22 protein-coding genes, 2 tRNA genes and 1 pseudogene are annotated in these 25,405 nt (G+C 56.5%); 18 read left to right on the top strand and 7 right to left on the bottom strand.

Annotated features, from left to right (window positions below):
- A partial coding sequence (locus HFM78_RS05085) for a DEAD/DEAH box helicase (protein WP_287128340.1) occupies positions 1 to 2,394 on the top strand: 2,394 nt, incomplete at its 5' end.
- Here the strand turns inward: HFM78_RS05085 and HFM78_RS05080 are convergent.
- Positions 2,373 to 2,446: transfer RNA gene (locus HFM78_RS05080), tRNA-Cys, on the bottom strand. The genes HFM78_RS05085 and HFM78_RS05080 overlap by 22 nt on opposite strands.
- 329 nt (positions 2,447 to 2,775) lie before the next feature.
- On the opposite strand from HFM78_RS05080, the gene HFM78_RS05075 reads away from it, so the two are divergent.
- The 5 genes and pseudogenes from HFM78_RS05075 to HFM78_RS05060 all read left to right on the top strand — a co-directional run bounded on the left by HFM78_RS05075 (position 2,776) and on the right by HFM78_RS05060 (position 5,713).
- Positions 2,776 to 3,417: a response regulator transcription factor gene (locus HFM78_RS05075; protein ID WP_287128339.1), complete on the top strand. Its 642-nt coding sequence runs from the start codon at positions 2,776 to 2,778 to the stop codon at positions 3,415 to 3,417.
- A gap of 47 nt (positions 3,418 to 3,464) precedes the next feature.
- Positions 3,465 to 4,355, top strand: a complete 891-nt coding sequence (locus HFM78_RS05070) for a 3'(2'),5'-bisphosphate nucleotidase CysQ (protein ID WP_287128338.1) — start codon at positions 3,465 to 3,467, stop codon at positions 4,353 to 4,355.
- Positions 4,356 to 4,576: 221 nt separating this feature from the next.
- Positions 4,577 to 4,810: pseudogene (locus tag HFM78_RS16150) on the top strand (zinc ribbon domain-containing protein); the annotation flags it as partial.
- 19 nt (positions 4,811 to 4,829) lie between these two features.
- On the top strand, positions 4,830 to 5,258 hold the full coding sequence (locus HFM78_RS05065) for a hypothetical protein (RefSeq protein WP_287128337.1): 429 nt from the start codon (positions 4,830 to 4,832) through the stop codon (positions 5,256 to 5,258).
- A gap of 35 nt (positions 5,259 to 5,293) precedes the next feature.
- A complete protein-coding gene (locus tag HFM78_RS05060) occupies positions 5,294 to 5,713 on the top strand; it encodes a hypothetical protein (RefSeq protein ID WP_287128336.1) in 420 nt (139 codons plus the stop codon).
- Here the strand turns inward: HFM78_RS05060 and HFM78_RS05055 are convergent.
- Complete coding sequence (locus tag HFM78_RS05055) at positions 5,685 to 6,353, bottom strand: hypothetical protein (RefSeq protein WP_287128335.1); 669 nt, start codon at positions 6,351 to 6,353, stop codon at positions 5,685 to 5,687. The genes HFM78_RS05060 and HFM78_RS05055 overlap by 29 nt on opposite strands.
- A 107-nt stretch (positions 6,354 to 6,460) precedes the next feature.
- Here HFM78_RS05055 and HFM78_RS05050 point away from each other — a divergent pair, with 107 nt between their 5' ends.
- The 3 genes from HFM78_RS05050 to hpnH are packed head-to-tail and all read left to right on the top strand — an operon-like array spanning position 6,461 to position 10,970.
- Positions 6,461 to 8,962, top strand: a complete 2,502-nt coding sequence (locus tag HFM78_RS05050; RefSeq protein ID WP_287128334.1) for an efflux RND transporter permease subunit — start codon at positions 6,461 to 6,463, stop codon at positions 8,960 to 8,962.
- Positions 8,962 to 9,939, top strand: a complete 978-nt coding sequence (hpnA, locus tag HFM78_RS05045; protein WP_287128333.1) for a hopanoid-associated sugar epimerase — start codon at positions 8,962 to 8,964, stop codon at positions 9,937 to 9,939. Before HFM78_RS05050 ends, hpnA begins: the two co-directional genes overlap by 1 nt.
- A 14-nt stretch (positions 9,940 to 9,953) precedes the next feature.
- Positions 9,954 to 10,970, top strand: a complete 1,017-nt coding sequence (gene hpnH, locus HFM78_RS05040) for an adenosyl-hopene transferase HpnH (protein ID WP_287128332.1) — start codon at positions 9,954 to 9,956, stop codon at positions 10,968 to 10,970.
- A gap of 60 nt (positions 10,971 to 11,030) precedes the next feature.
- Here hpnH and HFM78_RS05035 read toward each other — a convergent pair.
- The 3 genes from HFM78_RS05035 to HFM78_RS05025 all read right to left on the bottom strand — a co-directional run bounded on the left by HFM78_RS05035 (position 11,031) and on the right by HFM78_RS05025 (position 15,815).
- Positions 11,031 to 11,105 (bottom strand) — tRNA-Gly (locus HFM78_RS05035).
- A 57-nt stretch (positions 11,106 to 11,162) separates the two neighbouring features.
- Positions 11,163 to 13,277, bottom strand: coding sequence for a TonB-dependent receptor (locus HFM78_RS05030; protein ID WP_287128330.1), 2,115 nt, complete (start codon positions 13,275 to 13,277; stop codon positions 11,163 to 11,165).
- Positions 13,278 to 13,280: 3 nt separating this feature from the next.
- Positions 13,281 to 15,815, bottom strand: a complete 2,535-nt coding sequence (locus tag HFM78_RS05025; RefSeq protein WP_287128329.1) for an alkaline phosphatase family protein — start codon at positions 15,813 to 15,815, stop codon at positions 13,281 to 13,283.
- Positions 15,816 to 16,159: 344 nt separating this feature from the next.
- Here HFM78_RS05025 and HFM78_RS05020 point away from each other — a divergent pair, with 344 nt between their 5' ends.
- The 5 genes from HFM78_RS05020 to HFM78_RS05000 are packed head-to-tail and all read left to right on the top strand — an operon-like array spanning position 16,160 to position 18,729.
- Complete coding sequence (locus HFM78_RS05020; RefSeq protein ID WP_287128328.1) at positions 16,160 to 16,525, top strand: DsrE family protein; 366 nt, start codon at positions 16,160 to 16,162, stop codon at positions 16,523 to 16,525.
- 52 nt (positions 16,526 to 16,577) lie between these two features.
- Positions 16,578 to 17,234, top strand: a complete 657-nt coding sequence (locus tag HFM78_RS05015) for a pyridoxamine 5'-phosphate oxidase family protein (protein ID WP_287128327.1) — start codon at positions 16,578 to 16,580, stop codon at positions 17,232 to 17,234.
- Positions 17,206 to 17,487, top strand: a complete 282-nt coding sequence (locus HFM78_RS05010; RefSeq protein ID WP_287128326.1) for a pyridoxamine 5'-phosphate oxidase family protein — start codon at positions 17,206 to 17,208, stop codon at positions 17,485 to 17,487. Before HFM78_RS05015 ends, HFM78_RS05010 begins: the two co-directional genes overlap by 29 nt.
- Positions 17,488 to 17,527: 40 nt before the next feature.
- Positions 17,528 to 18,109 (top strand): TetR/AcrR family transcriptional regulator, encoded by a 582-nt coding sequence (locus tag HFM78_RS05005; protein ID WP_287128325.1) that lies wholly within the window; start codon positions 17,528 to 17,530, stop codon positions 18,107 to 18,109.
- 26 nt (positions 18,110 to 18,135) lie between these two features.
- Positions 18,136 to 18,729 carry a peroxiredoxin gene (locus HFM78_RS05000; protein WP_287128324.1) on the top strand — a complete coding sequence of 198 codons (594 nt, stop codon included), beginning with the start codon at positions 18,136 to 18,138 and terminating at the stop codon, positions 18,727 to 18,729.
- Between the two features lie 48 nt (positions 18,730 to 18,777).
- Here the strand turns inward: HFM78_RS05000 and HFM78_RS04995 are convergent, their stop codons facing one another.
- Positions 18,778 to 18,978 carry a hypothetical protein gene (locus HFM78_RS04995; RefSeq protein ID WP_287128323.1) on the bottom strand — a complete coding sequence of 67 codons (201 nt, stop codon included), beginning with the start codon at positions 18,976 to 18,978 and terminating at the stop codon, positions 18,778 to 18,780.
- Positions 18,979 to 19,018: 40 nt separating this feature from the next.
- Positions 19,019 to 21,451, bottom strand: coding sequence for a U32 family peptidase (locus tag HFM78_RS04990; protein ID WP_287128322.1), 2,433 nt, complete (start codon positions 21,449 to 21,451; stop codon positions 19,019 to 19,021).
- Positions 21,452 to 21,664: 213 nt separating this feature from the next.
- Here HFM78_RS04990 and HFM78_RS04985 point away from each other — a divergent pair, with 213 nt between their 5' ends.
- The 4 genes from HFM78_RS04985 to HFM78_RS04970 all read left to right on the top strand — a co-directional run bounded on the left by HFM78_RS04985 (position 21,665) and on the right by HFM78_RS04970 (position 25,165).
- On the top strand, positions 21,665 to 21,841 hold the full coding sequence (locus HFM78_RS04985) for a hypothetical protein (RefSeq protein WP_287128321.1): 177 nt from the start codon (positions 21,665 to 21,667) through the stop codon (positions 21,839 to 21,841).
- Between the two features lie 223 nt (positions 21,842 to 22,064).
- Positions 22,065 to 23,360, top strand: coding sequence for a histidinol dehydrogenase (gene hisD, locus HFM78_RS04980; RefSeq protein ID WP_287128320.1), 1,296 nt, complete (start codon positions 22,065 to 22,067; stop codon positions 23,358 to 23,360).
- Between the two features lie 34 nt (positions 23,361 to 23,394).
- A complete protein-coding gene (gene hemJ, locus HFM78_RS04975; protein WP_287128319.1) occupies positions 23,395 to 23,970 on the top strand; it encodes a protoporphyrinogen oxidase HemJ in 576 nt (191 codons plus the stop codon).
- Positions 23,971 to 24,208: 238 nt separating this feature from the next.
- The gene (locus HFM78_RS04970; protein WP_287128318.1) at positions 24,209 to 25,165 is read left to right on the top strand and encodes a DNA cytosine methyltransferase; all 957 of its coding nucleotides are present in this window, start codon (positions 24,209 to 24,211) and stop codon (positions 25,163 to 25,165) included.
- Positions 25,166 to 25,405: the final 240 nt, after the last annotated feature.

Below are 25,405 nucleotides of genomic sequence, written 5' to 3'. Positions count from 1 at the left end.
GTCCCCCCCGACCTCCCCGTCCCCCTCCAAAAAGCCCTCGCCGACCTGGGTATCCAACGGTTCTTCAGTCACCAAGTCGAAGCCCTGACCCAGTTGCGAAACGGACGGGATGTGATGCTCTGTAGTCCCACGGCGAGCGGTAAGACCCTCTGTTTCAACCCCGCCATTTTTGAAGCTTGTCTCAACGACCCGACCAGCACCGCTCTCTACATCTACCCCCTCAAAGCTCTGCTCTACGACCAGTACGCCAAATTGCAGGACCTAAACGGGAACCTGCCCGAAACCTTACAACTCAAACTCGCGGCCCTGAGTGGCGACACCGACCCGGCCCATCGCCGCGAAATGTTCCGGGGGACCCCGCCCTCTCTCCTCGCCGTCAATCCCGATATCCTCCACCACCAACTCTATAAACTGCGCCAACCCGAGGACTGGCAACAGTGGCGCAACTTCCTCCAACGCCTACGCTGGGTCGTCCTTGATGAAGCCCATACCTATATCGGCAATTTCGGTGCCCATGTCGCCAACTTGATCCGTCGGCTGACCCTAGCGGTAGACACCGTAGGGGGCACCAGTTCAGCCATCCAATTCATTTTGAGCAGTGCGACAGTGGGCAACCCTCAACCCTTGGCCCAACGGCTGACCGGACGCACGGACTTGTACTTGATTGAACAAAGTGGAGCCAAGACGGGCGAACGGACCTCAATTCACCTGCGCCCCACGGTCAACGCCAACCCCGAGTGCGCCGAGATGATCCGGGATTGGTTGCGCCTGGGGATCAGTGGGCTGGTCTTCTGTAACTCCCGCGCCGCCGCTAAAGGATTGCTCAACTTGGTACGCCGCCACTTACCCCGCAGTGAGGAACGGGCGGTGAGTTTGTTTTATGGCTCTGTCCGGCCCGAACAGCGACGGGCGATTACCGAGGGTCTCCGCCAAGGCACGGTGAAAGTTGTCATCACCACCAGTGCCCTAGAAGCTGGGATTGACCTGCCAGCGGTGGATGCGGTGTTGCTGCGGGGCTTCCCCGGTTCCTTGATGAGCTACCGCCAACGGGCGGGCCGCTGTGGACGGGCGGGGGCGGGGTTGGTGGTCTTCATGCCCCTAGCCCAAAATCCCTTGGATAGTTATTACGCCGTCAACCCGCAACAACTCCTCAATGCCCCGGTGGAACAAGTAGCCTTCAACGCCCAGTACCCGTCCTTAGTGCGGGGTCATCTCCAATGTGCTTGCTGTGAAAGTGGCCTCAGCATCGAGCGGGTAGAGAGCTTATTCGGGAAAACCGGGGGACGGGTGGCCCAACGGTTATTAGAGAGCGGGGAGTTGCGCGAGTTCCAGGCGCGGCTCTGGTGCGGGGGCTATCCCCATCGGGGCGTCAGTCTACGCGGCGACCAACAGGAGCGACTACGGCTAGTGGAGACCGCCACCGGGGAGCTTGTGGAGGAACTGAGCTTGAGTTCTGCCTACACCGAGGCCCACCCCGAGGCGTTGTATTTATGTCTGGACGGGACCCAAGCCGAAGCCTTCTACCGCGTGACCGCCCTCGACCCGACCACCAAGACCGCCCGACTCGAACGCTTGCCCCAGGACCCCCAGTACCGGACCCAGGCCAGCCAACAGATTGAGATTGAGGTCCTCGAACCCCTGGCCCCCTTCCAGGTCCACCCCACGCCCATTCCCGAGGGCCGTCTGCGCCTCACCCTGGGTTGGGGCCGGATTACCACCCTCGTGACGGGCTATCAAGTTGAAGAAAGCCGCCGTCAACCCGCCTGTGCCAATACCCGCTGTGCCCGCTACCGCCAGCCCGTGTTGAGTGCGACCTGTCCCGTCTGCCACCAGCCCCCCCAGGAACTCAACCTCCGCACCACTGTCGAGACCGTGGCCTTTGCCGAACCCTACCGCCGCGCCTTTGAAGCCCCGCTCCTGAGCCTAGAACTCAATCCACCCCTGCAACAGGCCGTGGACCAGTACGCTCAAATCTTGTGGGACCAACGCCGCGCCCAGGGCGAGGAGGAACCCTGGTCTGGTCAGTCCGCCTGGGCCGCTATGCACACCTGCGAACATCTGTTGACCCAGGCCGTCCCGCTCCTCGTCATCAGCGGCAACCAAGACATCGGCGGGGCAACGTTTGACTGCCATCCACAACGTTTGGGGACGACGACGTTCTTTTATGACACCAGTCCGGGCGGGACGGGGGTAGCGGAGGCTCTATTTGACCGCTTTGGCGAGTTTGTGCAGAAGGCGGTGGATCTCGCCGACCACTGCGCCTGTGCTGCGGGTTGTCCGACCTGTCTATACCGCTATGGTTGCGCCTACGGCAACCAAGGACTGGTCAAGGCCCTGGGACTCTATTTATGTAGTCTGCTCGTCGGGTCAAATGGAGGCGGCGCCCAGATTTGAACTGGGGGTGGAGGCTTTGCAGGCCCCTGCCTTACCGCTTGGCTACACCGCCATGAGTTTTCTATCTTGACACAGGGGGGCGCGGGGGGGAAGGGACCCCCCCATCCAGAGACTAGATCGTGTCGCGCTCAATCAAGATGAATAGGGCCGCCAGCGAGATCAAGGGGAAGATCAGGGTGGTGACGTAGACGAGCCAAGGAAAGACGTTGGGTGTGGTGGACATGGGTATGGATGTAGTGCGTCACCATCAAGTTTGCCCCCCACCCGGCCCGACTTCAAAGTAGCCTTAACATCTCGTATTATTTAGCCCAAAAAAATTTATAAAAGAACTAGGATTCCGCAACGGCCTTACCATAGAAACGCCAGCGGGCGGGGGGACAATTGGTAATCCGGGTTTTACTGGCTGACGACCATACGATTCTGCGCGAGGGGCTGCGGAGTCTATTGGGGCGCGAAGAAGATATTGAGGTCATCGGGGAGGCGGGGGACGGTCCTGAACTCTTGGCCCTACTCAAGCAGCAGCCCGCCGATGTGGTGGTGTTGGACTACAGCATGCCCCACGGGAATGGGTTAACGGCAGCCCAAACGATCCGTAGTCTCTATCCCCTGACTAAAATCGTCATCCTTACCAACTACGACGACGAAGAGATTGTCGTGGGGCTGCTGGCGGCGGGGGCGGCAGGCTATCTGCTTAAGGACAGTGCCGCCCGCGAACTGGTCCACGCCATCCGCATGGTCTATCAAGGTAAGTCGCTCTTCCAGTCCCAGATCACCCAAAAAGTCCTGGACCGACTCCACCGCCCCACCACGCCGCCCCAACCGCCCGGAGGTCTAACGGAGCGTGAAGGAGAGGTATTAAAACTCGTCGCCAAAGGGCTCGACAACCGAGAGATTGCCAACCAGCTTTACATCAGCCAGCGTACGGTCCAGAACCACCTCAATAACATCTACGCCAAGTTAAATGTCCGTGGTCGGACTGAGGCGGCCCTGTTTGCGGTCCAAAATCACTGGCTTAGCCCCTAAGCGTCGGCAGGGATACTTTCTTAACCGGAGGGATTTTGGTACGGTGGGTGCGTACTTTCACCCGCGCCATCGCCGTGATTAAGCAACCCTTCGCTGAATTGATTGACCAGATCCGGCCCATTGCCTGGAAAGCTTCCGACATCTTGATGGAATACTACAACCGCGAAGGCACGGTCAAAACTACGGAGAAAGAGCCGGACGACCCGGTGACAGCGGCGGATTTAGCAGTCAGTGATTACCTAATTACAGCCTTGCCTGCCGCCATGGGTACGGAGGAATTTGTCTACCTGACCGAGGAGACGATTGAGACGATTGACTACGCCGAACGGCAATCTAAACCGGGCATTTGGCTAGTGGACCCCCTGGATGGCACAAAGGATTTCTTGTTGCGGACGGGAGATTTTGCCATTCACATCGGGTTAGTGGTCCAAGGCCGTCCGGTCCTAGGCGTGGTGCAGTGGCCCGTCCATGAGAAGTTTATGTGGGCTTTTACAGGTAGTGGTGCATTTGTGGAGGGCCGTGACGGGGTGGCTCAGCCGATCCAGACCGACCGCACCCGTAGTCTCCAGGAGTTGAGTCTCGTCGGTAGCCGTACCCACCGCAACCGTCGCCTGGAAGCCCTGATGCAGGCTATGCCCTGCGGCTCGGAGCAGCAGATGGGGTCCCTGGGGTTGAAACTGACGGCGATTGCGCGGGGTGAAGTGGATTACTACCTAGGACTCTCGGGTAAATCCGCGCCCAAGGACTGGGATTTCGCCGCGCCGGAGATCATCTTGACGGAGGCCGGGGGACAGATGACCTTTATGAATGGGGAGCCTCTGGTCTACAACAAGCTCGATGTCAACCAGTTCGGTCTCGTCATCGCCAGTAACGGTCCCTTCCACCAGGAACTCTGCACGATGGCCGCCGCCGCCATGGCGAATATCCCTGAGGATTGACCTACTCCAGCTTGAAGATTCTGGGCGATTGAAAGCTCTGTGCCTTCAAGCTGGTGTAGCTTATTCCTGAGCGGCAATAGTTCTAGCCCATTCACGCTTTTCTTTGAATATTGCCCAAGCGTTGGGTTCGTATTCATACACAATTGAATTTTTCTGTCCTGGTATGGGTGCGAGATGGCGCATCTCCCCAGCAAAATGGGTAAGGAGATAAATAAGAATAATTTGGGAAAATATTCGGGAGAGAAGTAGTTGCTGTGGCTTCATAATACACATCCCAAGAATGTTCTAGCTGTGGCGTTATTGTTAAAAAGTCTCTTAGTACCCGTACTCACACCTGTCCGTGTGGAGGCGTATTGGATAGAGACGTTAACGCGGCTCTGAATATCTTGGTGAAAGGCAGAAGTACCCTGGGGCACAGGGAAAGGGTGGGCCGACAACGGCCCACCAACGCTTGAGGAGAGTCGATAGGCTTCCGTGGCCGGAGGCCATGCCGCTACGCATCAAGAGGTAACTCTAGGGGTCCGGTACCGGACCCCTGATGAGCAAGCTTTCTCGTGGAACCAAGAGCTGGGCGGTACCACCCAGCTATCCCCGCGCATTTATGCCGGGGAGTGTCAAATCGTCAGCGGGTTAATCAACTTCGACGATGTTTCCTACGACGACCAAGCGGAGTTGCTGTATCAATTAGCGGCCCAGGAAGTCGCGCATTTCAAGAGCTACTTAAGAGAAGAGGAAGTGAACGAGGTCCTGCGCTCTTACCAACAGCGGATTGCCGAGTTCGTCCACGCCCAGATGCAAGCGCATTACGTCGAGACTGCAACGGACTATGAAGTAACAATTAGTAAAGGCTTCACCGGACTCAAGGCGAGTGCCTACACCGCGCAAGAACCCACCGTTGACTAGTTGACTATCAGATTGCACCTACTGACAAAAGCAACATGGCTAAATACCTCTTCACTGGCTTCACCAAATGTCTCTACCCAGTCCAAAAGTTTGACTCCGATGCTGAACGTAAACTTGCACTCATCCTAGAGCGCGATACCCTTAAGTGGTTCAAACCCGCCAAGGGACAATTCCAAATCTTCTACAGACTCGGCGTAACCCAAGCCGAATACCAGCCCGACTTCGTAGCAGAGACCACTGAAGGCATCTATATGCTCGAACCCAAGATGCGTAAAGAACTAGACCAACCAACGGTACGAGCCAAACAAGCGGCGGCAGTCCAATGGTGTAGTCACGCTTCAGACCACGCCACAGTCTATGGTGGTAAGCCCTGGCAGTATGTGCTCATCCCCCAACGAGATTCAGGAAAACATGACCCTCAGCGGCCTAGCGACTCAGTTCCACGCCTAAAATAATCCGCGCTGTCTGTGCCAATACCCGGAGAGCTTGTAGAGAACCATGGACGAGACGCAGCCCTGCCATGGGTGATTTAAGTAAAGCTTGGGCTAGGGCAAGGGGCTGGAGTCCGCCTTGGGGGGTGAAGGCCGCATTGAGGTCTGGGAGGTCATGTTCGCTGTCATCGCTCACGACTCGGACCATCGCCACGGCAATCCCGTGCCGGGTCAAAACCTTGAGGGCCACTTGGCCTTCCATATCCACGACCTGGGCCCCGAATTGTGCGTGGTACTGTCGCTTCTCACGGGCTAGACTCACGACTCGTGCACTGGTCAAGGCCAAGACTTCCGCATTAGGTAAAACTCGCCCTAGTTCAAGCCGTAAATCGGGGTCGCAGGTCTCAGTCTGACCATCAAGACCGATGCAGGCTTGGTAGATGACCACCGACCCGAGGCCAAAACGGGGATCGAGACTACCACACAAACCCATTATTAAGAGCCGTTGCCAAGACTGTCCGCTGAGGAGGGTTTCGAGTCTGGGACCCAGGGCAGCACCGGCGGGGACAGCGATGATGGAGGGGCCGGGATAACCTTGGCAAGCCCGAGCTACGGCTTGATATTCCGCGCCTTGGGGTACGAGGACTGCATCAAAGTTCAGCACGGGTCTGTCATCCTTCTGTAGCCCCCATTATCTTGGTCGCCCTAGGGCAGGTTAGCTCAGGGCAATAAGCAATTATCATGAACTTTATCTGATACCGGACTCCAGCGATGGTCATGCCCGCCAATCTTTCCTTACGGGAGCGATTTAATATCTCCCGGTTGGCTATCCGCTATCCCTGGTTGACCCTGGGCTTTTGGTTGGCGGTGTGTATCCTGGGGGCAGTTAGTTTTAGGAACCTCAAATATAATCTCTTCCCGGATATCACTTTTCCTGTGGTCATTGTGAATGCTCAGGCTCCCTTGGCAACGGCCCTAGCGACCGAAACCGCCCTGACCCGCCCCTTAGAAAAACAACTAGCGACCCTAGCCGGGGTGACGAAGATTCGCTCCACCACCTATCCTGGTCAAACGACGGTGAGTCTGGCCTTTGATGTCGGCACGGACCTAGCCGCCTCTGAACAAGCGGTCAAAACTCAACTTAAAACCCTCAATCTCCCCACCACCACCACGCAAGTTATTCCACTGAACCTCAACGAATCAGCTGTGGTTAGCTACGCCATCCAGACTTCTAATCAAGACGCTGCCAGACTTGCCCAAACCGCAATTGTCCCGGCAATTGCCAAACTACCGGGGGTCCTCAAGGTCACCTTACTGGGTGCCGCGACTGGAGGAGGACCAGCCACAGCAGTGCGTTTCAACGGACAGACGGTCTTGGCCTTCCAAGTGGTCAAACGCGGGGATGCCAACACCCTCGAAGTGGTTGACCAAGTAGAAAAAGAAGTCGAGCGGTTACGCCAACAGTTCCCGCAACTGCGCCTAGACCTCGCGGCGACCCAGGCGACCTACATCCGGGAGGCGACCAGTGCCACGATTGAGGCCCTCGCCTTGGCGATTGCCCTTTCGGTTTTGGTCATCTATCCCTTCCTGTGGAACTGGCCCTCAACGTTTATTTCGGCCCTCGCCATCCCCACCTCGTTGCTGGGGACTTTTATTGTGATGGCGGTTTGTGGCTTCAACTTGGAGACAATTACGCTCTTGGCCTTGGCCTTGGTGATTGGCATTATTGTGGATGATGCAATCGTGGATGTGGAAAATATCTCCCGTCACTTGGAAGAAGGAGAACCACCCTACGAAGCGGCGATCCAGGCCACCAATGAGATTGGCTTGACTGTAACAGCGACCACCTTGACGATTGTGGCGGTCTTCTTGCCTGTGGGCCTAATGGGGGGCGTGTTGGGTCAGTTCTTCCGGCCCTTTGGCTTGACGGTCTCAGCGGCGGTAATTACCTCGCTTTTGGTGGCACGGACCCTCTCTCCCCTGTTGGCGGTCTACTGGCTCAAACCGGCCCCAGCGCGGCCCGAGGGAGCTTGGCTTGGGTTTGTCGCTCGTTACCGCACCGTCTTGGTCTGGGCTTTGGCCCACCGAGGAACCGTGCTGGGGCTGGCCCTGTTGAGCTTCTTGGGCGGACTGGCCTTAATTCCGTTTATCGCCAAGGGCTTTATTCCCCACCTGGACCGGGGCGAATTTAATATCCTTTATCAGGCTCCGCCGACAACAACTCTGGCGCAATCCTTAGCCGTAGCCCGTCAGTTAGAAACCGTGGTGCGCCGTGCCCCGGCGGTAGAAGCCGTCTTCACCACCGTGGGTTCTCGTCAAGGCCAGCCCAATCGTGGGCTACTCTACGTGCGCCTCAAGGAGGACCGTAAACTGACCACAGCCGACCAACAGAATCGACTGCGTGACCAGTTACCCCAGATTAGCGGGGTGACGACGAGCGTAGAGGACATTCAGTTTGTAGATAACGGCGGTGAGAAACCCCTCCAGTTCGCTCTTTTGGGTGAAGACCCCGCCCTCTTGAGTCAAGCGACCGACCGACTCAAAACTAAAGTGCAGGACTTAGCGGGATTTGTGGATGTGACCGCCAGCGACCCCGGAACCATCGAACACCTCAACGGCAAACGGGTGGCTTACATCAGTGCCAACTTGGGAGACGGGCTGACCCTCGGCAGTGCTACGGACCAAGTGGTCGCCCAAGCGGACCTCCTCCCCTCCGGTGTCCAACTCTCCCTGGGCGGGGACTCCGAACGGGCGGCGGAGACTTTTGGCGGGTTCGGGGCGACCCTGGGGTTGGCGGTATTGTGTGTACTTGCGGTTTTGCTATTGCTGTTTCGCTCTTGGCTGGACCCCTTGGTGATCATCCTGGCCCTGCCTTTGTCCATCGTCGGGGCGATCCTGGCGCAGTTCGTGACCCAGAGCGATTTCGGGATAATCTCGGTGATTGGGATTATCTTTCTGCTGGGCCTAGTTAACAAAAACGCGATTCTCTTGGTGGATTACATCAATCAACAACGCGCTTTGGGCCTGTCGAGCACTGAGGCTATTTTGAGGGCGGGTCCCGTCCGGTTACGTCCGATTTTGATGACCACAGCGGCGACGGTCTTGGGAATGTTACCGATTGCCCTGGGGTTGGGGGCGGGGGCGGAGTTACGGGCACCGATGGCAATTATTATCATCGGTGGCCTTTTGACCTCGACATTGTTGAGCTTGCTGGTGATCCCCGTGGCGGTCTCCCTCCTGGATGAGTGGCGTTATGCCAAGCGGGGCGGGTAATGCGGGTCTTTGTCACTGGGGGCACGGGCTTTGTCGGTGGTAACTTGGTCCGGTTGCTGGTAGACCGGGGCTATGAAGTCCGGGCTTTGGTGCGCCCTGGTAGTCCCCTCACCACCCTAAAAGACTTGCCCGTGGAATTGGTCAAAGGCGATCTAAACGGGGAGCTTGTGCCCCATCGGCGCGGTTGTCAGGCCCTCTTCCACGTTGCGGCCCACTATAGTCTGTGGCAGCAGGACCGGGCGATTCTGTACCAAAGTAACGTCTTGGGGACCGCCAATATCCTGAGCGCGGCCCGTCAAGCCGGGGTCGAGCGGACGGTCTACACCAGTTCCGTCGCCGCTATCGGAGTAAAAGCTGGGGACCCGGCCACGGAGACCTACCAGAGTCCCGTCGCGCAGTTGGTGGGGGACTACAAAAAATCCAAATTCCAGGCTGAACAACAGGCCCGTCAAGCCGCCCAGAGTGGACAGGAAGTGGTGATTGTCAGCCCTTCCAGCCCGATTGGACCGGGCGATATTAAACCCACCCCGACCGGGGACATTATCCTGCGTTTCCTGCGGCGCGAGATGCCCTTCTACTTGCCGACGGGTCTAAATTTTATTGATGTGCGCGATGTGGCCCAGGGTCATCTGTTGGCCCTAGAGCGCGGTCGGAGTGGGGAGCGGTACATCCTCGGGCACCAGAATCTTTCCCTCAAGGCCCTGCTTGATTTACTCGCTGGGATTACCGGACTTGCCGCCCCCACCCAAGCCCTCCCCGCTTGGTTGCCCTACTCCGTGGCGTGGTTCGATGAGATGGTCCTAGCCCGTCTGGGTAAAACGCCGTCGATCCCTATGGATGGCGTGCGGATGGCGGGTCAGTATATGTTTTACGATGCAACCAAAGCCGTCCAAGAGTTGGGCCTGCCCCAAAGCCCCATCGTGGATGCCCTCCAAGATGCCGTAAACTGGTTCAGGGCAGCCGGATACGTGAAATAAATGAGGGTCTAGCCGTGGCAGTGCAATTACAACAAGCAGTGGAAGTCGGCGCGTACTTGATTTCCCAACGGTTACAGGGGCGCAAGCGGTTCCCCTTGGTCTTAATGCTAGAACCTTTATTTCGCTGTAATTTGGCCTGTGTCGGCTGTGGCAAGATCCAACATCCCAACGAAATCCTGCGCCAAAACCTCACCCCAGAACAGTGCTTCCGGGCGGTCGAGGAATGTGGTGCGCCCGTGGTCTCCATCCCCGGCGGTGAACCCTTACTCCATCCCCAGATGGCAGAGATTGTCCGGGGCTTGGTAGAGCGGCGCAAGTTCGTCTATCTCTGTACCAACGCCATCCTGCTAGAGAAGAATCTCGACAAGTTCACACCCTCGCCCTACCTGAGTTTCAGCGTCCACTTGGATGGACCCCGCGAACTCCATGACCATTCCGTAGACCGCAAAGGGGTCTTTGATATTGCGGTCAAAGCAATTAAGGCGGCGAAGGCCCAGGGCTTCCGGGTCACGACCAACACGACGATTTTTGCCGGGACTGACCCCAAAGCCATCCAAGAATTTTTTGATTTCGCGGAGACCCTCAAGCTTGACGGGATGATGATTTCTCCTGGCTACAGTTACGCTTGGGCACCGGACCAAGACCATTTCCTCAAACGCGAACAGACCCGCGCCCTATTTCGAGAGATCTTGGCTCCCTTCAAGACAGGGAAGAAGCATTGGAATTTTAACCACAACCCGCTCTTTCTGGACTTTTTGACGGGTGAAAAAGACTACGACTGTACGCCCTGGGGCAGTCCCAGTTACAGCGTCTTGGGCTGGCAAAAACCCTGTTATTTACTCAATGAAGGCTACTACAAAACTTTCCAGGAACTGCTAGACAAGACCGATTGGGAACAGTACGGACGGGCCAGCGGCAACCCCAAATGTCAGGACTGCATGGTCCACTGCGGCTACGAACCCACCGCTGCCCTTGATGCTATGCAACCGCAAAATATCGTCCGTTCGCTCGGCAGCGTTTTTGGTTGGTAGGACTTTACTAGATTCTCATTTTCAAAACAAAAGCCGCCCTGACTGAGAGCGGCTTAAAAATGGAGCGGGTGATGGGATTCGAACCCACGACATCAACCTTGGCAAGGTTGCGCTCTACCACTGAGCTACACCCGCGTAGACTTTTTATTATCGGTCCTAGATGATCCTACGTCAAGAAAAAGCTAGCCCTAATCAGTAACGGTAGTCTAGGGTCACAGCGATATTAGTCCCCAGTCCGTCCAAACTGCTGCCGTGTTCGCGGTAGGTGGTGTTGGCTAGGTTCTCGGCGGTGAGGCGCAACCCCAAGTCCGGGGTGAGCTGATAGCCCGCCCGGAGGTTGAGGAGGGCGAAACCGGGAGTGCCGTTGGGATTGATGCGGTTGTCGGTCAGATTGTTGGGAGCGAGACGATATTGGGCGGAGGCGTAGCGGAGGTAGGGTTCCACATAGGTATAGTCGTCGGTCCAGCGCACCCCGACCAAGCCATTGAAGGGGGGAATGCGGTCGGCGGGGACGCTGGTGCCATTGGTGAGGGTGGTATCGCCCTGGGTCCAAGTGGCACTGCTAGTCAAAGTCCATTGAGGACTGAAACGAAACTGACCCCGGAATTCTACACCACCGATGACTTGGGAGCCGACGTTTTCGAGACGGCGTTCGTCGCGTCCATCAAGCTGTTGGCCCGTGGCGATATTCAGGATGCGGTCCTGGTACTGACTGTAAAAACCAAAGATTTCGCCATCAAATTGGGGAGCATTCCACTTGAGGCCCAAGTCGAGGGAGAGTACTCGTTCGGGTTTGAGGGCCGGGTTGGGGGAGTTGTAGAAGCTCCCCTCGGGGCCAGCCTGGGAGAGGTCGCTCAAGTTGGGTGCCCGGAAGCCTTGACCAAGATTGAGGACGAGATTGAGGTCAGGATTTAACAAGTAGGCTAAGCCCAGATTAAAGGAGAGGTCGGCAGTGCTGTTGTTGAAACCAGGGGCAGCGCGGAGACTATCGGCGGGGATTTCGGCATTGAGGGCGGAGAAGCGGAGTCCGAGGTTGGTGGTGAAGCGGTCGTCCCAACGAATCTCGTCCTGTGCGAAAAGACCGCCCTGGGTGGAGACCGCCCCATTCACGTAACGAGCGGCGCGGGGCGTTATCGTGCCCGCATCAGCCTGACGGACCCGTTGACTGCCGATGGTATCACGGTAGAATTCGCCGCCGTAGGTGAGGGTGTGTTGGGGACTGGGGAGGCTGGTCAGGGTCAGGGTCGCCCCCAATAGGTCACTGCGGTTTTGTTCTTGGTCCTGATAAGTCTCGGGGATGCCGCTATCGTATGGGAAGCTGGGACGGACTCGATAAGGGCGGCGCAAACGGTCATCCTGGATGCCCTGATAACCCAAGGTGAGACGGACTTTTTCAAGCCAATCGGGGCGGGCTTCGTAGCTAAGACTGACAAACGTGCGGCTCTGGGGACCGAGTTGGTTAACGACATCGTTGACGACGGACCCGTAACCTTGGATCAGACTATCAATCGCGCTGAGTCGAGGGATCTGGCTATATTGCCCGGTCAGGGTTAGCCGCTGGTTCTCCCCTAGGTCCAGAACCACCCCGGTATCTGCTGCTGAGAACTCGTACCCCGTCCCGCTAATCAGCCGGGGGTCAGCGTTAGGGAAGAAAAGTTGCGCCGAAGCCCCGGCCCCCAAGCGTACATCCTCAAAATCCCGGTAGGTCAACCCCAAGTGGAAATTTTGGTTGGTGAGTTCGACCCGGCCCGTCTTCTCACTGGTCGCTGAGGCAAACCCAGTCAGGACCCGCCCGGTAAAACTCGCCGTCCCCGTGGGCAAGACCGGGATGACATTCACCGCCCCGCCCAGAGCATCACTGCCATAGAGGACCGAACTCGGGCCGCGCACCACCTCCAACCGCGCTACGGCAAAGGGGTCAAATAGGGCGAGGTATTGGTTAGGACCGGAGCGGGTAAAAGCCGGACTGACCCGGAACCCGTCCTGCAACAACAACACCTCCCGCCCCGTCACCCCGCGCACATAGGCCGTCCCTTGACCGGGACCGCTGGATTGCACCCAGACCCCGGGCTCGCCCTTGAGGAGGTCCACCAAGGTACCCCCGCTCAATTCCTGAAGCCTAGAGCCTATAACGGTCACCGCCGTGGGTACCTGGAAGACGGGCTCCAAGCGGTTGCGGGTCGTGGTAATCGTCACCTCAGCCACCTCATCAGGCAAGAGGTCACTTGCGACAGTGCTGGGGTCCTGGGCCTGGACTGGAATTACCAGAACCCAGACCCAGAGGAGATACCAACGGAGAATTAACACGCGCTAGGGTCCCACGAGTTCCTGGTAACGGGCTTGGTCCGTGGGTGTGAGTTCACTGGAGACGGCGGGCGGATTGTAGGGCGCGAAGTTGGGCGTACTGTTGAAGATCCCCACCATCGGCACGGCTAGCGCGTCGTTCAGGGTCAGAGGCGACAGACCCAGCAACAGACCGATCGTCCGCACCATGCTCACTTGGTCGTAGAGGTCGCTGACGACGGTGTTGCGCTTGACGTAGGGACTGATGGCAAAGGCAATCGTGCGCGTCCCGTCCACATGGTCCGGCCCGTCCTGAGCATCATCCTCTACCACCAGAATCAAACTCTCATTCCAAACCCGGCTCTTGGTGATTGTCCTGACGATGACATCGAGGGCTGCATCGTTTTGGGCGACGAACTGGGTCGGGGTGAGGGCGTTGGGGTCATTCCCGGCGGTGTGGTCATTGGGCAAGAGGATGTAGTGGAATTGCTCCACCAAGCGCAAGCGGTCTTTCGTCAAGAAGTCATCCCGCCACACCGCCGCCCGGTCGAGGTCCGAGTAGTTGAGGTCAAAGGGGCGGTAATCCAGGGCGTAGCGCAACAGGAACACCGACACTTCTGCAACGAGGTTCGGGTCTTGGACGAAAGCATCGTAGAGACTATCATCCCCGGTGAAGAACTGCGAGAAGGGCCGTCCGAAACTGGGGTTGAGTAATAACCGTTTCGTACTCTCCGGGGTTTTGGCCGCTTGGCTGTACTGGGCCAGCAAGCGGTTGAGGGGCTGGAAGAGCTCGCTGAACTTGGTCTCTTTCGTGGCGAGGTACTGGAGTTTCTGGGCCAAGGGACTCTCAGGACCGTTGGTTTCAGCCACAATCTGGTAAAGCCCGACGAAGTAAAGAGCCTCCCCAAAAATTCGGTAACTGACGGACTTGGCCTTGAGGCTATCCCAGAGGTAGGCCGGGGAGAAAGCACCGGGCACCACCGAGGCCGAACCATCGTACCGCCCGGAGTATTCCAGACTGGTCAACATCTGCAAGTAGGGACTCGCGTAACCACTGGCGGTATAACTGTGCCCGGTGGTACTCACTTCGCCGTTCACAAAGAAGTTATCCAGGGTGACGAATTCCTCCGCCAAATAGTGATGAATCGGGGTCACATTACGCCCAAATAAAGTCAAACTCGGGTCGCCATTCCCCCGCCCTAGGTCGCCTAACACTTGGTCGTAGGTGCGGTTCTCCTTGACGATGTAGAAGATGTGACGAATCGGTAACGGGGATTGACCCGCTGGGGCGAGGAGGGGCGAACTGGTGAGGACTTGCTCGGGCCAGGCCGTGAGGTTGGGGGCGATTTCGGCTTTGTTGAGGATACCGAGATTGCCCACCAACAGGTTGAGGATGTATTCACCATCGGCATTGGGGCGGCGCGGCTCGATCCCCTTGGCACTGACGGTGAGTAATTTTTGACCCTGGCTCAAGACGGCAGTGGGGTACCAGCCCGTCGGGATGAAACCTAAAAAGGCCCCGTTTGACTTGGCGAGAATAGCGATAGCGTTGGTTTGGGATTGGGTGATGTAAATATAGGTGCCATCTACCGTGCAAGAGGTCGGGGCACTGCCCACACTGAAATCTTTATAGCGCACAGGATAGGTCGCGCTCACGGTGTCCGTGCTGGTGTTGATGACCGTCAGGCTATCGGAGTTGGCGTTGACCACGTAGAGGTTCGGTCCGTCCTGGCAAGTGGTCTGGGGCGTACGGCCCACGGTTAGGGTTTTGACGCGCTGGAAATCTTGATTGAAGACTTGGACTTGATTGGTGGCGGGGATCGTGGCGTAGAGTTTTTGGTTAAGGAAGGCCACGGCGTAGGCTTCGTAGCTACCGAGATTAGCCTGCTTCTCGACGGTGCCTGTACTGGTGTTGAGTAAACCGACCTTACCCGCTCGCGTAATCCCAATTGCATCGGGGGGACCATTGAAGGCTACGGCAATCCGCTGAGCAGATACGGGCACCAACCCGGTCACAAAACTAGGCAGGGTATACTCACGCACCGGGGCGAACTGGCTATTAAACCGATAAATTTTTTGGGAAATTCCGCCGCTCACGTAGAGGTCCCCGTCTAACCCCGCGCCGGCACTGGGGAACAGGGTGGCAACGGGCACGGTTTTGAAGACTTGGCCCGTACTGGTATCCACCACCGAGAGGTCCTGGCTCTCCCCGGCGTAACCGCTATTGACCACCACGGCGTACCCCGCATAATTCACCGCCGCGAAGGGCAGTCGTCCGACCTTAACCTGGGTCCCGACTGGAGCAATATCCCAACCCGTCGGCAGTTCCACCGTGGCATTGACCCGGGCGGCGGCCTGGGCGGCCTGGGTATACTTCAGGGTCTCGGCGTAGGGTGTTCCTTTGACAAATTCCCAGATCTCCCGATTGAGTTTTTCCTCAGCTTCCGGGTCATCCATCACCACCGAAGTTGTCGGTTTTTGGGCTTGTTGGACTAAGACTGCGGGCACTAAAACTGTTAAGGCCACCAAAGCGACTAACCCGACGCGCTTGCTGAGCAACATTGCACCCTCGCGGAGTAACGCTTGAATTTTAACGCCCAAGCTCTCCGCTCAACCCACAGAGTTCAAGTTGTTTTGTTAAGGATAAATGTATCCCTAAACACATGACAATTGCCGATGTATTCCTGATTACATCGGTCTAGTTCTGAAAGAAGCGATTCCCCCTAGTCCCCTTTTCAAGCTGGGCAAATACCTACCACCGCCGTTGCTATGGTCCTTCAAGGTCGGCGCGATGCTGACCTAACCAGCCAGGAAAAGATTGACTTTAGACCGAATGTTCGGTACAGTTAGGGAGAGCCGGACGCGAGTCTACAGCGTTTTCACCGGACCCTGCCAGGAGTTTTGTCATGAAAGCTGCCGTCATTGTCTTATCAGATCCCAAAAACGGGAAAGAAGCCCTTGGTCGTTTGTTCAATGCCCTCGCCGTCGCCTACGACTTTAAGCACAACGGGGATGAAGTCACGATTCAATTTCAGGGTACAGGTACGCTTTGGCTCAGTGAACTGACCCAGCCAGACCATCCGGTAGCCAGCCTCTATGCCGCTGTCGTCGATACCGTGGCTGGGGTCTCCTGTGGTTGTGCTGAGGTGTTCGGGGCTGAGGTGGAATCCTCTGGGCTCGCCTTACTCAAGGACAACCCCGTACCCGGTACCCCTGGTCTGCCCAGTCTGCGTCGTTTGCTCGCTGAGGGTTATCAAGTTTTAACTTTCTAGCGTGGGCGTAAATTCAGGGGGTACGCGCTTTACCCCCTCCAGAGGTAACACGATGCGAATTGAGCAGCCCTACCATCCCGGCGAACTTCAGGTGCAGCAGCAAGCGGGCGAGGCCCTGACCGCCCGGGGAAATGGTCAAGTTATTGCCGACACAATCTTAGGGGGTGCCCTACGGTTCATTGAACAGCAGCCTTTCGTGGTTGCAGGCAGTATTGACCGCCAGCAGCAAGTCTGGGCCTCCTTGATTTTCGGGGAACCGGGGTTTGTGCGGGCCACCGACCCACAGACCGTAGTGATCCAGGCCACCCCTGACGACGACCCTTTTTGGGCCAACCTGGAGCACACTCCCGCCGTGGGTCTATTGCTGATTGAGCTCATGAGCCGCCGTCGTCTCCGCATCAACGGACGTAGTACCCGCACTCCCACGGGGCTGACCCTAGGGGTCACGGCCTCCTACCCCAACTGCCCCAAGTACATCCAACGCCGCCAGCCCACCCGCACTAACCGCCCCGCTGTTCCTCCCCTCGGGACCCGTCAAGGCGACCGACTAGAACTTGCCCAGCAGACGCTCATCGCCGCCGCCGATACGCTCTTTGTCGCCAGTGCCCATCCAAGTCAAGGTGTAGATGCCTCCCACCGGGGGGGGGAAACCGGGGTTCGTGCAGGTCCTAGACGCGCAGATGCTCCGCGTGCCCGATTATCCCGGTAACAGTATGTTCAACACCCTGGGGAACTTTGTGGTCAACCCCCAGGGCGGTCTAGTCTTTTGGGATTTTGCGAACTACCGGATGCTCCAACTGGTGGGATGGACTGAGCTACGTTGGGGACTCGACGACGCACAGCCCACGGGCGGCACCAAGCGTTACTGGGATTTCACGGTTACGGCGTGGCGTGAAGCTGATCTCCCCCACACCCTAGATTGGGAATTCCTGGACTACTCTCCCCACCATCCCCAGGACTGACCCAACAAAACGTAGGATGGTTGGTAGTACGGAGGCTGCCATGTCCCTAGCCCGTGAAGAAGTCGTGGCGCGTCTGGTTCCCGTGTTCCGGCGTTATGGCTATGAGGGAGCTTCGCTGGCGGAACTCGCTAAGGCAACGGGTCTGGGGCGGTCTAGTTTGTACCACTACTTCCCCGGTGGTAAGGAAGATATGGCCCGCGCTGCCCTGGAATCTCTGGGCGGATGGCTAGAACAACATCTTCTCACCCCCCTGCGTGGGCCGGGTCTGCCTGCTGAACGGCTAGACCAAGCGGTCATTGCCTTGGGACAACTCTATGGCAACGGCAAAGAAGCTTGTCTATTGGGAATGCTGGTCCATGGCGAGTCGCGCCACCTGTTTCAAACCCAGTTGCGAGACAGTTTCCTCGCTTTGATAACCGCTCTTGCGGCGTTGATGGCAGAAACGGGTATCGCTCCCCCTATGGCCCACCGACGTGCGGAAGAAGCGGTGGTGCGTATCCAAGGAGCCCTGATTCTCGCGGGTGGGCTGGGGGATGAAGCTCCCTTCCAGCGAGTCCTGCAAAGCCTGAAGGTAGACCTCTTAGCGAATTCCCATAGCCATAATGACTCTGGCTTAGGATAAACTGAAGGGGAATTAAGGAGCATCCTATGTCTTGTCTACAAGTGGGGCAACCCGCGCCCGGTTTTTCTGCAACGGCAGTGATGCCCGATGGTGATTTTGCTCAGATCACATTGGAGCAGTACAAGGGCAAGTTTGTGGTCCTGTTCTTCTATCCCCTCGACTTCACCTTTGTGTGTCCGACGGAGATCACGGCTTTCTCAGACGACTACGACAAGTTTGCGGCCTTGGGGGCTGAGGTTTTGGGCGTTTCAGTGGATAGTGAATATTCCCATTTGGCCTGGATTCAATCCGAGCGCAGTGCTGGTGGCGTGGGCGACTTGCGCTACCCCTTGGTCTCTGACATCAAGAAAGAGATCGCCCGTGCTTTTAACGTGCTGATTGAAGATGCAGGGATTGCCCTGCGCGGGTTGTTCATCATTGACCCTGATGGCGTGGTCCAACACGCTACCGTCAACAACCTGAACGTGGGCCGCAGCGTAGATGAAACCCTCCGCGTCCTCAGTGGTTTCAAGTACACCCGCGAGAACCCCGACCAAGTGTGTCCCGCCAACTGGACGGAAGGGGCTGACACGATGATTCCTGACGTGGTGAAGTCCAAAGAGTTCTTCGCCAAGGTCTAGGTTTAGTTTGAATTTGGGGGCGTACTGGCTACGCCCTCTTTTTTTGGCCTAGTAGCCGTCGAGATGAACCAACTGCCGTGCCCGTTCTAGGACGGCTTGACTGTATTCCGAGTTGAGTAGGTTGGCGGCGGCGGTCCCCTGGAGCCGGGCATGGAGTTCGGTCAAGGAAAGCTGTAACTCGCCCACTCGCCCCATTTCATCCAACCGTTCCACCAACGTCGCCGCTGCATTGTCAACAAAGTGATCCATTGGCTTCCCCTGTGGTATCTCCATGATGACCCAGGGTCTTTCAGGAACGCTCCATCTGACCCCGCGTGACCCCAAGCTGATTGTGTAACTTGAGTTCACGCCACAGTTGTCCGCCCGTAATCTCGCCCCGGAGCAACTGACCGTAGCGCGTTAAGGTCTGCTGGACTTGGGCCGGGGTTTCATTGACGAACTCGACCCGGAAATGGCGGAGTCCCGTCTTTAGTAAACGACCAACAAACTCAGCTCCACTCTGGGCGCGACCATTGAAGAGCGTATTGCGGCAACCCACATCGGCCTTGAGTAAGTGCGTGGTCCCGACCCGGTCCCGTAATTCGACGGTCTGGGTTTCACAGGGCCGTCCGCAGTTGGTATGGTCCGTCCCCGTTGAGAGGAAAGCACAGAAGACACAGTGTTCCATATGAAACATCGGCATATGTTGGTGGATCGTCACCTCGAACCACTGGGGAGGACAGGCGGTCAGTAGGGCGTCTAACTGGGGCAAGTTGAGGTCATAGGAGCAGGTCAACCGTTCTAGGCGGAAGTTCTCTTGAAAATACCGGGCCGTCAAGGGATTGGCAACGTTTAAGGAAAAATCCCCGATACACCGCTCCCCCTGGAAATAGGCCAATTGGTCATAGTTGCGGATGAGATACCCGGTCGCTTGACTCTGGCGGACTTGGCGCAGCGTCCAAGTCTCGCCGGACTTCGTAATCCGGGGGGGAGCCACCCAGAGCGCGGTTCCTGCTTGTTCAGCTAAATCCACCGCCACCCGGTAACGGCGGGGGTCCTCAAACTCGGCGTAGAGCGTCTGGATACCCAGGGTTAACGCTACTTCCAGTTGTGCCAAATCCCGGACGAGGACCGTTAATTCCGGTTCAGCGGTTGATTTTGGCTCAGCTAACACAGGTAATAAAACAGGTAAGGTGGGGGCGGGGTCTAGGTTCCAGCGCAAGGGCTGAGCCGCACGGGTCTCTAGTTCTGCCACGAAGGCACGGCGCAGGCGATTCAACTCACTCACGGGCAGGAGGACCGGGCCTTCCAGGTGGTTCACTAACTCACCCAGGGCAAAGGGCGTTCCCCCCAAACGTCCAAGTTGTTCCCGTAAGCGCGGGGTGTCTAGGGGTTGTTTATGGGCAGCTACTAATGGCAAGGCCGAGTCCACCTGTACGACCTGTGCCCCCTGCCTAACTAGAACCGTCAAGGGTCCGCCCACTTGTCCATGGACTTCCAGGTTTATTAACCGGGCGAAACGCGGCTGGTCCCCGGCAAAACTCTGACGCACCCGGCGGTCTAAGGCCGGATCACGGGTTTTCCAAACTCGGTCGCCCGCCTGTACCCGCGTGAGGTCCACCCCCGGCCCGAAACTGACTAGCGTTACCTCCCCTTGCTCAGCCACGGTGTAGACATGGCCCCCTTCCTCGGGTAACTCCGGGTGTCCACCATCGAAAACCACCCCGTCTCCCGGCTTAAGCGGGGCGACGAGTTCCAAGACTAGATAACTCCCCTGTCGGCCCAGGACTTCGCCCAGGTAGACCCCCCGCTTCTTCCCAAACCGGGCATGGACGAGTTCCTGGTTATTGATTCCTGTTAACCAACCCGTCGCCAAGCCCCTTGAAAAACTCATCTCCAAGTCATAGCGGTCCTCTGGCGAGACGGCCCACGCCCCCTGGTCCATCCGGTCCAGAGCTTGGCGATAAACTCTCGTCACATTCGCCACATACTCCGGGGCCTTGAGTCTGCCCTCAATCTTGAGCGAACTCACCCCCGCCGCCAATAACTCGGGCAATACTTCAAGCCCCGCTAAATCCTGGGGACTGAGCAAGTATTTACGGTCCCCCAAGGGCAACCATGCACCATCTACCACCAAGTCATAGGGCATCCGGCAAGCCTGGGCACACTCTCCCCGATTGGCAGAACGGCCTCCCAACGACTCGCTAGTTAAACATTGACCCGAATACGCCACACAGAGTGCGCCGTGGACGAATACTTCCAGGGGCATGGGAGCCGTCAGTTGGTCTTTAATTTGCCGGATTTCCTTAATCGAACACTCCCGCGCCAAAACCACCACCACCGCGCCCAGACTCCGGGCAAACTCCACCCCCGCCGCACTAGTGATTGTCATCTGGGTCGAGGCATGAACCGGGAAATCCGGGGCCAACTGCTGGAGTAAGCGACAAATCCCGATATCCTGAACGATGATTCCATCCACCCCAGCGGTAATCACCGTCCGCAAGTACTGCTCAGCAGCGGTCAGTTCATCGGTGAAAACTAGTGTATTAAAAGTGACATAACCCCGCACTCCCCGTCGGTGCAGGAATTCCATCAAAGCGGGGAGTTCCGCTTCCGTAAAATTGTGGGCCCGCATCCGCGCATTAAACCGTTCCAGGCCGAAATAGACCGCATCCGCCCCATTCGCCACCGCCGCACGGACGCAATCCCAATCCCCAGCCGGGGCTAGTAATTCGACGGTCATGGCGCAGTCCAGCACAGACTTTTATTTTAAGCCGACGACTAGAACAGGCGTTGACCATTGCGAGCCAGGGTGAACAGGAAATAGCCAATCCCTCCCACAAAGCACACCACTAGACCCAGAGCCAAAAAGAAAATCCAGGAGTCCATCGGTTGTCCTACCGTACAAAGACCACCTTGATAGTATGCTAGGGGGGCTGAATTAGCACGGGAACCCATGAATTCACCGTGGTATATCCACCAACTACCCGACCAGACCTGTACGATTGTCCGGGACAGTCAAAATCCCCATCCGCTCCAGACTTGGGGCCCTTTCGCGGACCAGCAAGAGGCCCTAGCAAAACGGGTGGGTCTGATCCGCGCCGGGAAATGCCGACCCCAAGCCCCGCAATAAGGAAAGCCCCGGACCTTAAAAAGTAAGTTCCTGGGGCTCATGTTTGGAGTGAGTGACTTGATTTTCATCTTCCCTAGGCTGGGTTGCCTATAGGGGATTTAACCGATTTTGAGAAATATTTATGTGCTGGATCTGGACTTTGGCCCACGAGCAAAGCCCTTTGGGGCAGCTAAGCTAAAGCTGGGATCATGGTCCATACTAGGGAGACACGGAGGCCAAGGGTATGCTGCGAATCGTCACCAGTCGTTTTGAAGCAGAGCAAGAGCTGCGGCGGATTGCCAGCCGTACCCAGACGGACCAAGTATTCCAAAAAGAAAATGACGTACGTGAGATCCTTCTCAATGTCCGTCGGCTCAAGGATGAAGCCCTCCTGCGCTATACCCTGCAATTCGACGGGGTGAATCTCACCCCCAATGAACTCCGTGTCTCAGACCGGGAGATAGAGGAAGCCTATGACCGGGTTTCCCGTGATTTGCTCGCGGCCCTGCGGTTGGCGAAAAAACGAATCGAGCATTTTCACCGTCAACGGGTACCCAAGTCCTGGACGATTTTTGAAGAAGAGGACGTTGTTTTAGGGCAACGCTATACCCCAGTGGATGCAGCGGGCCTTTACATCCCCGGTGGACAGGCGAGTTATCCCAGTACCGTCTTGATGAATGTCGTTCCCGCCCAGATTGCGCGGGTCCCCCGGATCATTATCTGCACCCCCCCTGGACCCGACGGACAGGTTAATCCCAGTGTCTTGGTGGCAGCCCATGTCGCTGGGGTCCAGGAAATTTACCGTGTTGGCGGGGCACAGGCAATTGGGGCGATGGCCTACGGCACTGAGACCATTACTAAGGTGGACTTGATTACGGGTCCGGGGAATGTCTATGTCACCCTGGCGAAACGGTTGGTCTATGGCGAGGTCGGGATTGATAGTCTGGCGGGTCCCTCAGAAGTCCTGATCATCGCAGACCACCGGGCCAATCCCCAGTGGATTGCAGCGGACCTACTGGCCCAAGCCGAACACGACCCCCTCGCCGCCGCCATCCTGATCACCCCGAATCAGGAGCTAGCGGACCTCACCAATGAAGCCCTCAGCCGCCAACTCAGGACCCACAGCCGCCGCCTCTTGACGGAGAAATCCATCGCTAACTATGGCCTAGTCGTCGTCACGGAGGACTTGGCGGAAGCGGCGGAGTTGACTAACCTCTTTGCCCCCGAGCATCTAGAACTGCAAGTCGAGGACCCCTGGGACTTGTTGAAATTGGTCCGGCACGCTGGAGCAATCTTTTTAGGTTACTACTCGCCCGAGGCGGTGGGAGATTATCTAGCGGGTCCCAACCACACTCTGCCCACCAGTGGCGCGGCGCGGTTTAGCTCGGCCTTGGGCGTACAGACTTTTTTAAAGTCCTCCAGCCTAATTCAGTTCTCGCCTCAGGCCCTGCGCCAAGTGGGAGCCGCCCTAGATATTCTGACCCAAACCGAAGGTTTACCTTCTCATGGCGACTCGGTGCAATTCCGGTTGGACCCCTAGCTAGTATCATGGTTTCGGAGTATCACAGATAGCCATGGATACTGCTTACTTCTGGTTCAAAGCCCTGCACATCGTTGGTTTCACGGTTTGGCTGGCGGGCCTATTTTATTTGCCCCGCTTGTTTGTCTATCACGTGGAAGCCGAGGAGCAGCCCGAACCCATCCGCACGGCCCTCAAGAATCAGTTCGCCCTGATGGAGCGCAGGCTCTACAACATTATTACGACACCGGGAATGGTCCTGACGATTGCCATGGCGGTGGGGATTCTCACCACTGAACCGGAAGTCTTGCAGGAGACTTGGCTTCATGTCAAGTTGGGTTTAGTGGCTTTATTGATTGGTTATCATTACTTTTGTAGCCGGATTCGTAAACAGTTAGCTGCTGGAACTTTCACCTGGAGCGGTCAACAACTACGGGCTTACAATGAGGTCTCAACGGTATTATTTATCCTGATTGTGATGCTGGCTATTTTCAAGGACCAGTTCCCGACCAATATTGCCACTTGGTTCATCGTCGGTCTAGTCGTCCTCATGGCGGTGGCGATCCAACTTTACGCCCGGAAACGGCGGCTGGACAAGGAAAAATTGCTGGCTAGGACTGCCCAGGAATAAATAAGCCGTCCCCTGCTCCCAGATCCTCCCCCAGGTGGTGGGGTAGGGGAGCAAGAATTAGAACGCTCTTGTGCCTTGATCCCCCGTTCACCTGTGCCTGTCGGGGTACGGGGCGGAGGAGCGGCTGTTGGAGAGCTACTGAAATTCTACAATTCAAGATGGATTGCTATAACAGTTACAGAATTTACAAAATATATGGTACACAGCTTGCTAAAATTACGATGAAGAACTAATATATTTGAACAACCCAAATGCGTGTAAGACATTGAGAGTTGCTTCTTTTTTCAGCGGGATTGGCGGGTTTGACCTTGCTTTTGAACAAGCAGGATGTGAACTAGTATTCCAATGTGAGAAAGATGGGTTTTGTCAAAAGGTATTAAAGAAGCATTGGCCTGACATCTACCTTGCTCCTGATATCACTCAGGTCTCACCGAAAGAAATCCCGGAGGCTGAAATTTGGTGTGGAGGTTTTCCATGTCAGGACTTGTCCTTAGCGAATCAAGGAAAACGGCAAGGTTTGGAGGGTCAACGTAGTGGACTATTTACCCAATTTGCAAAGCTGGTTGATACAGCAAGACCAAAGTGGTTGGTCATTGAGAATGTACCTGGGCTTCTTAACAGTGGAAGCGGGCAAGATTTCAAACATGTACTCGAAACACTGGATGACCTCGGGTATTTCGTGGCGTGGCGAATATTGGACGCAAAGTATTTTGGAACACCCCAACGTCGTCGTCGGGTCTTCCTTGTCGCAAGTTATCAAAGCGACAGTGCCGCTAGAGTGCTTTTTGAGCAAGGAGTATCTTCAGAAATGGTTGGAGCGGTCCAAACACAGGTCAACTCAACTACCGAGTTCACTCGAAGTAGCTTTCAAGAGTCAGATTTATTTACTATCCAACACGCAACCATCGGTAGAAAACCTGCTGCCGGACCACAAGCTAAGGGATACCGTAATGATGGCGAAACCTATACCCTCGATTCCAGAGGTAGTGCCGACGTTGTTTGTGCGCCGCATGATGGCTTCCGAATACGAAGCACTCCAGGGGTTTCCAGAGAACTGGACTCTCGTAGATTAAGGGCATTAGGCAATGCAGTGTGTGTTTATGTTGTCCGTTGGCTCGCCCAACGTCTTATTCAAGAAGAATCTGGTAGGGTCTTGAATGTAAACTTGGGGGATCATGCCCATCTCTATCGCTGAGTACCTCGGACAGAGGACAGATATTGCAATCCCGAATATTATTCCATCCATGTTGGGCGGTGCAATCATCCCAACTTGTCCCTTTTCTGGTGGTACTTGTATCAAGCTAGGACATAATCCTCCGCTTCAGCCTATATGTTCTGGGAACCTCGATTTATTAATAGGATGATAGGAAATTAGCTCCTAAGAGCTTTTGATTTTAAAATATCGATGATTTATTGTCTAAAATAACTTCTCCTT

Source organism: Candidatus Cyanaurora vandensis (assembly GCF_013285555.1).
Lineage (GTDB): Bacteria > Cyanobacteriota > Cyanobacteriia > Gloeobacterales > Anthocerotibacteraceae > Cyanaurora > Cyanaurora vandensis.
Note: the sequence above shows the minus strand (reverse complement) of the source record. Positions and strands in the feature narration are given on the sequence as shown.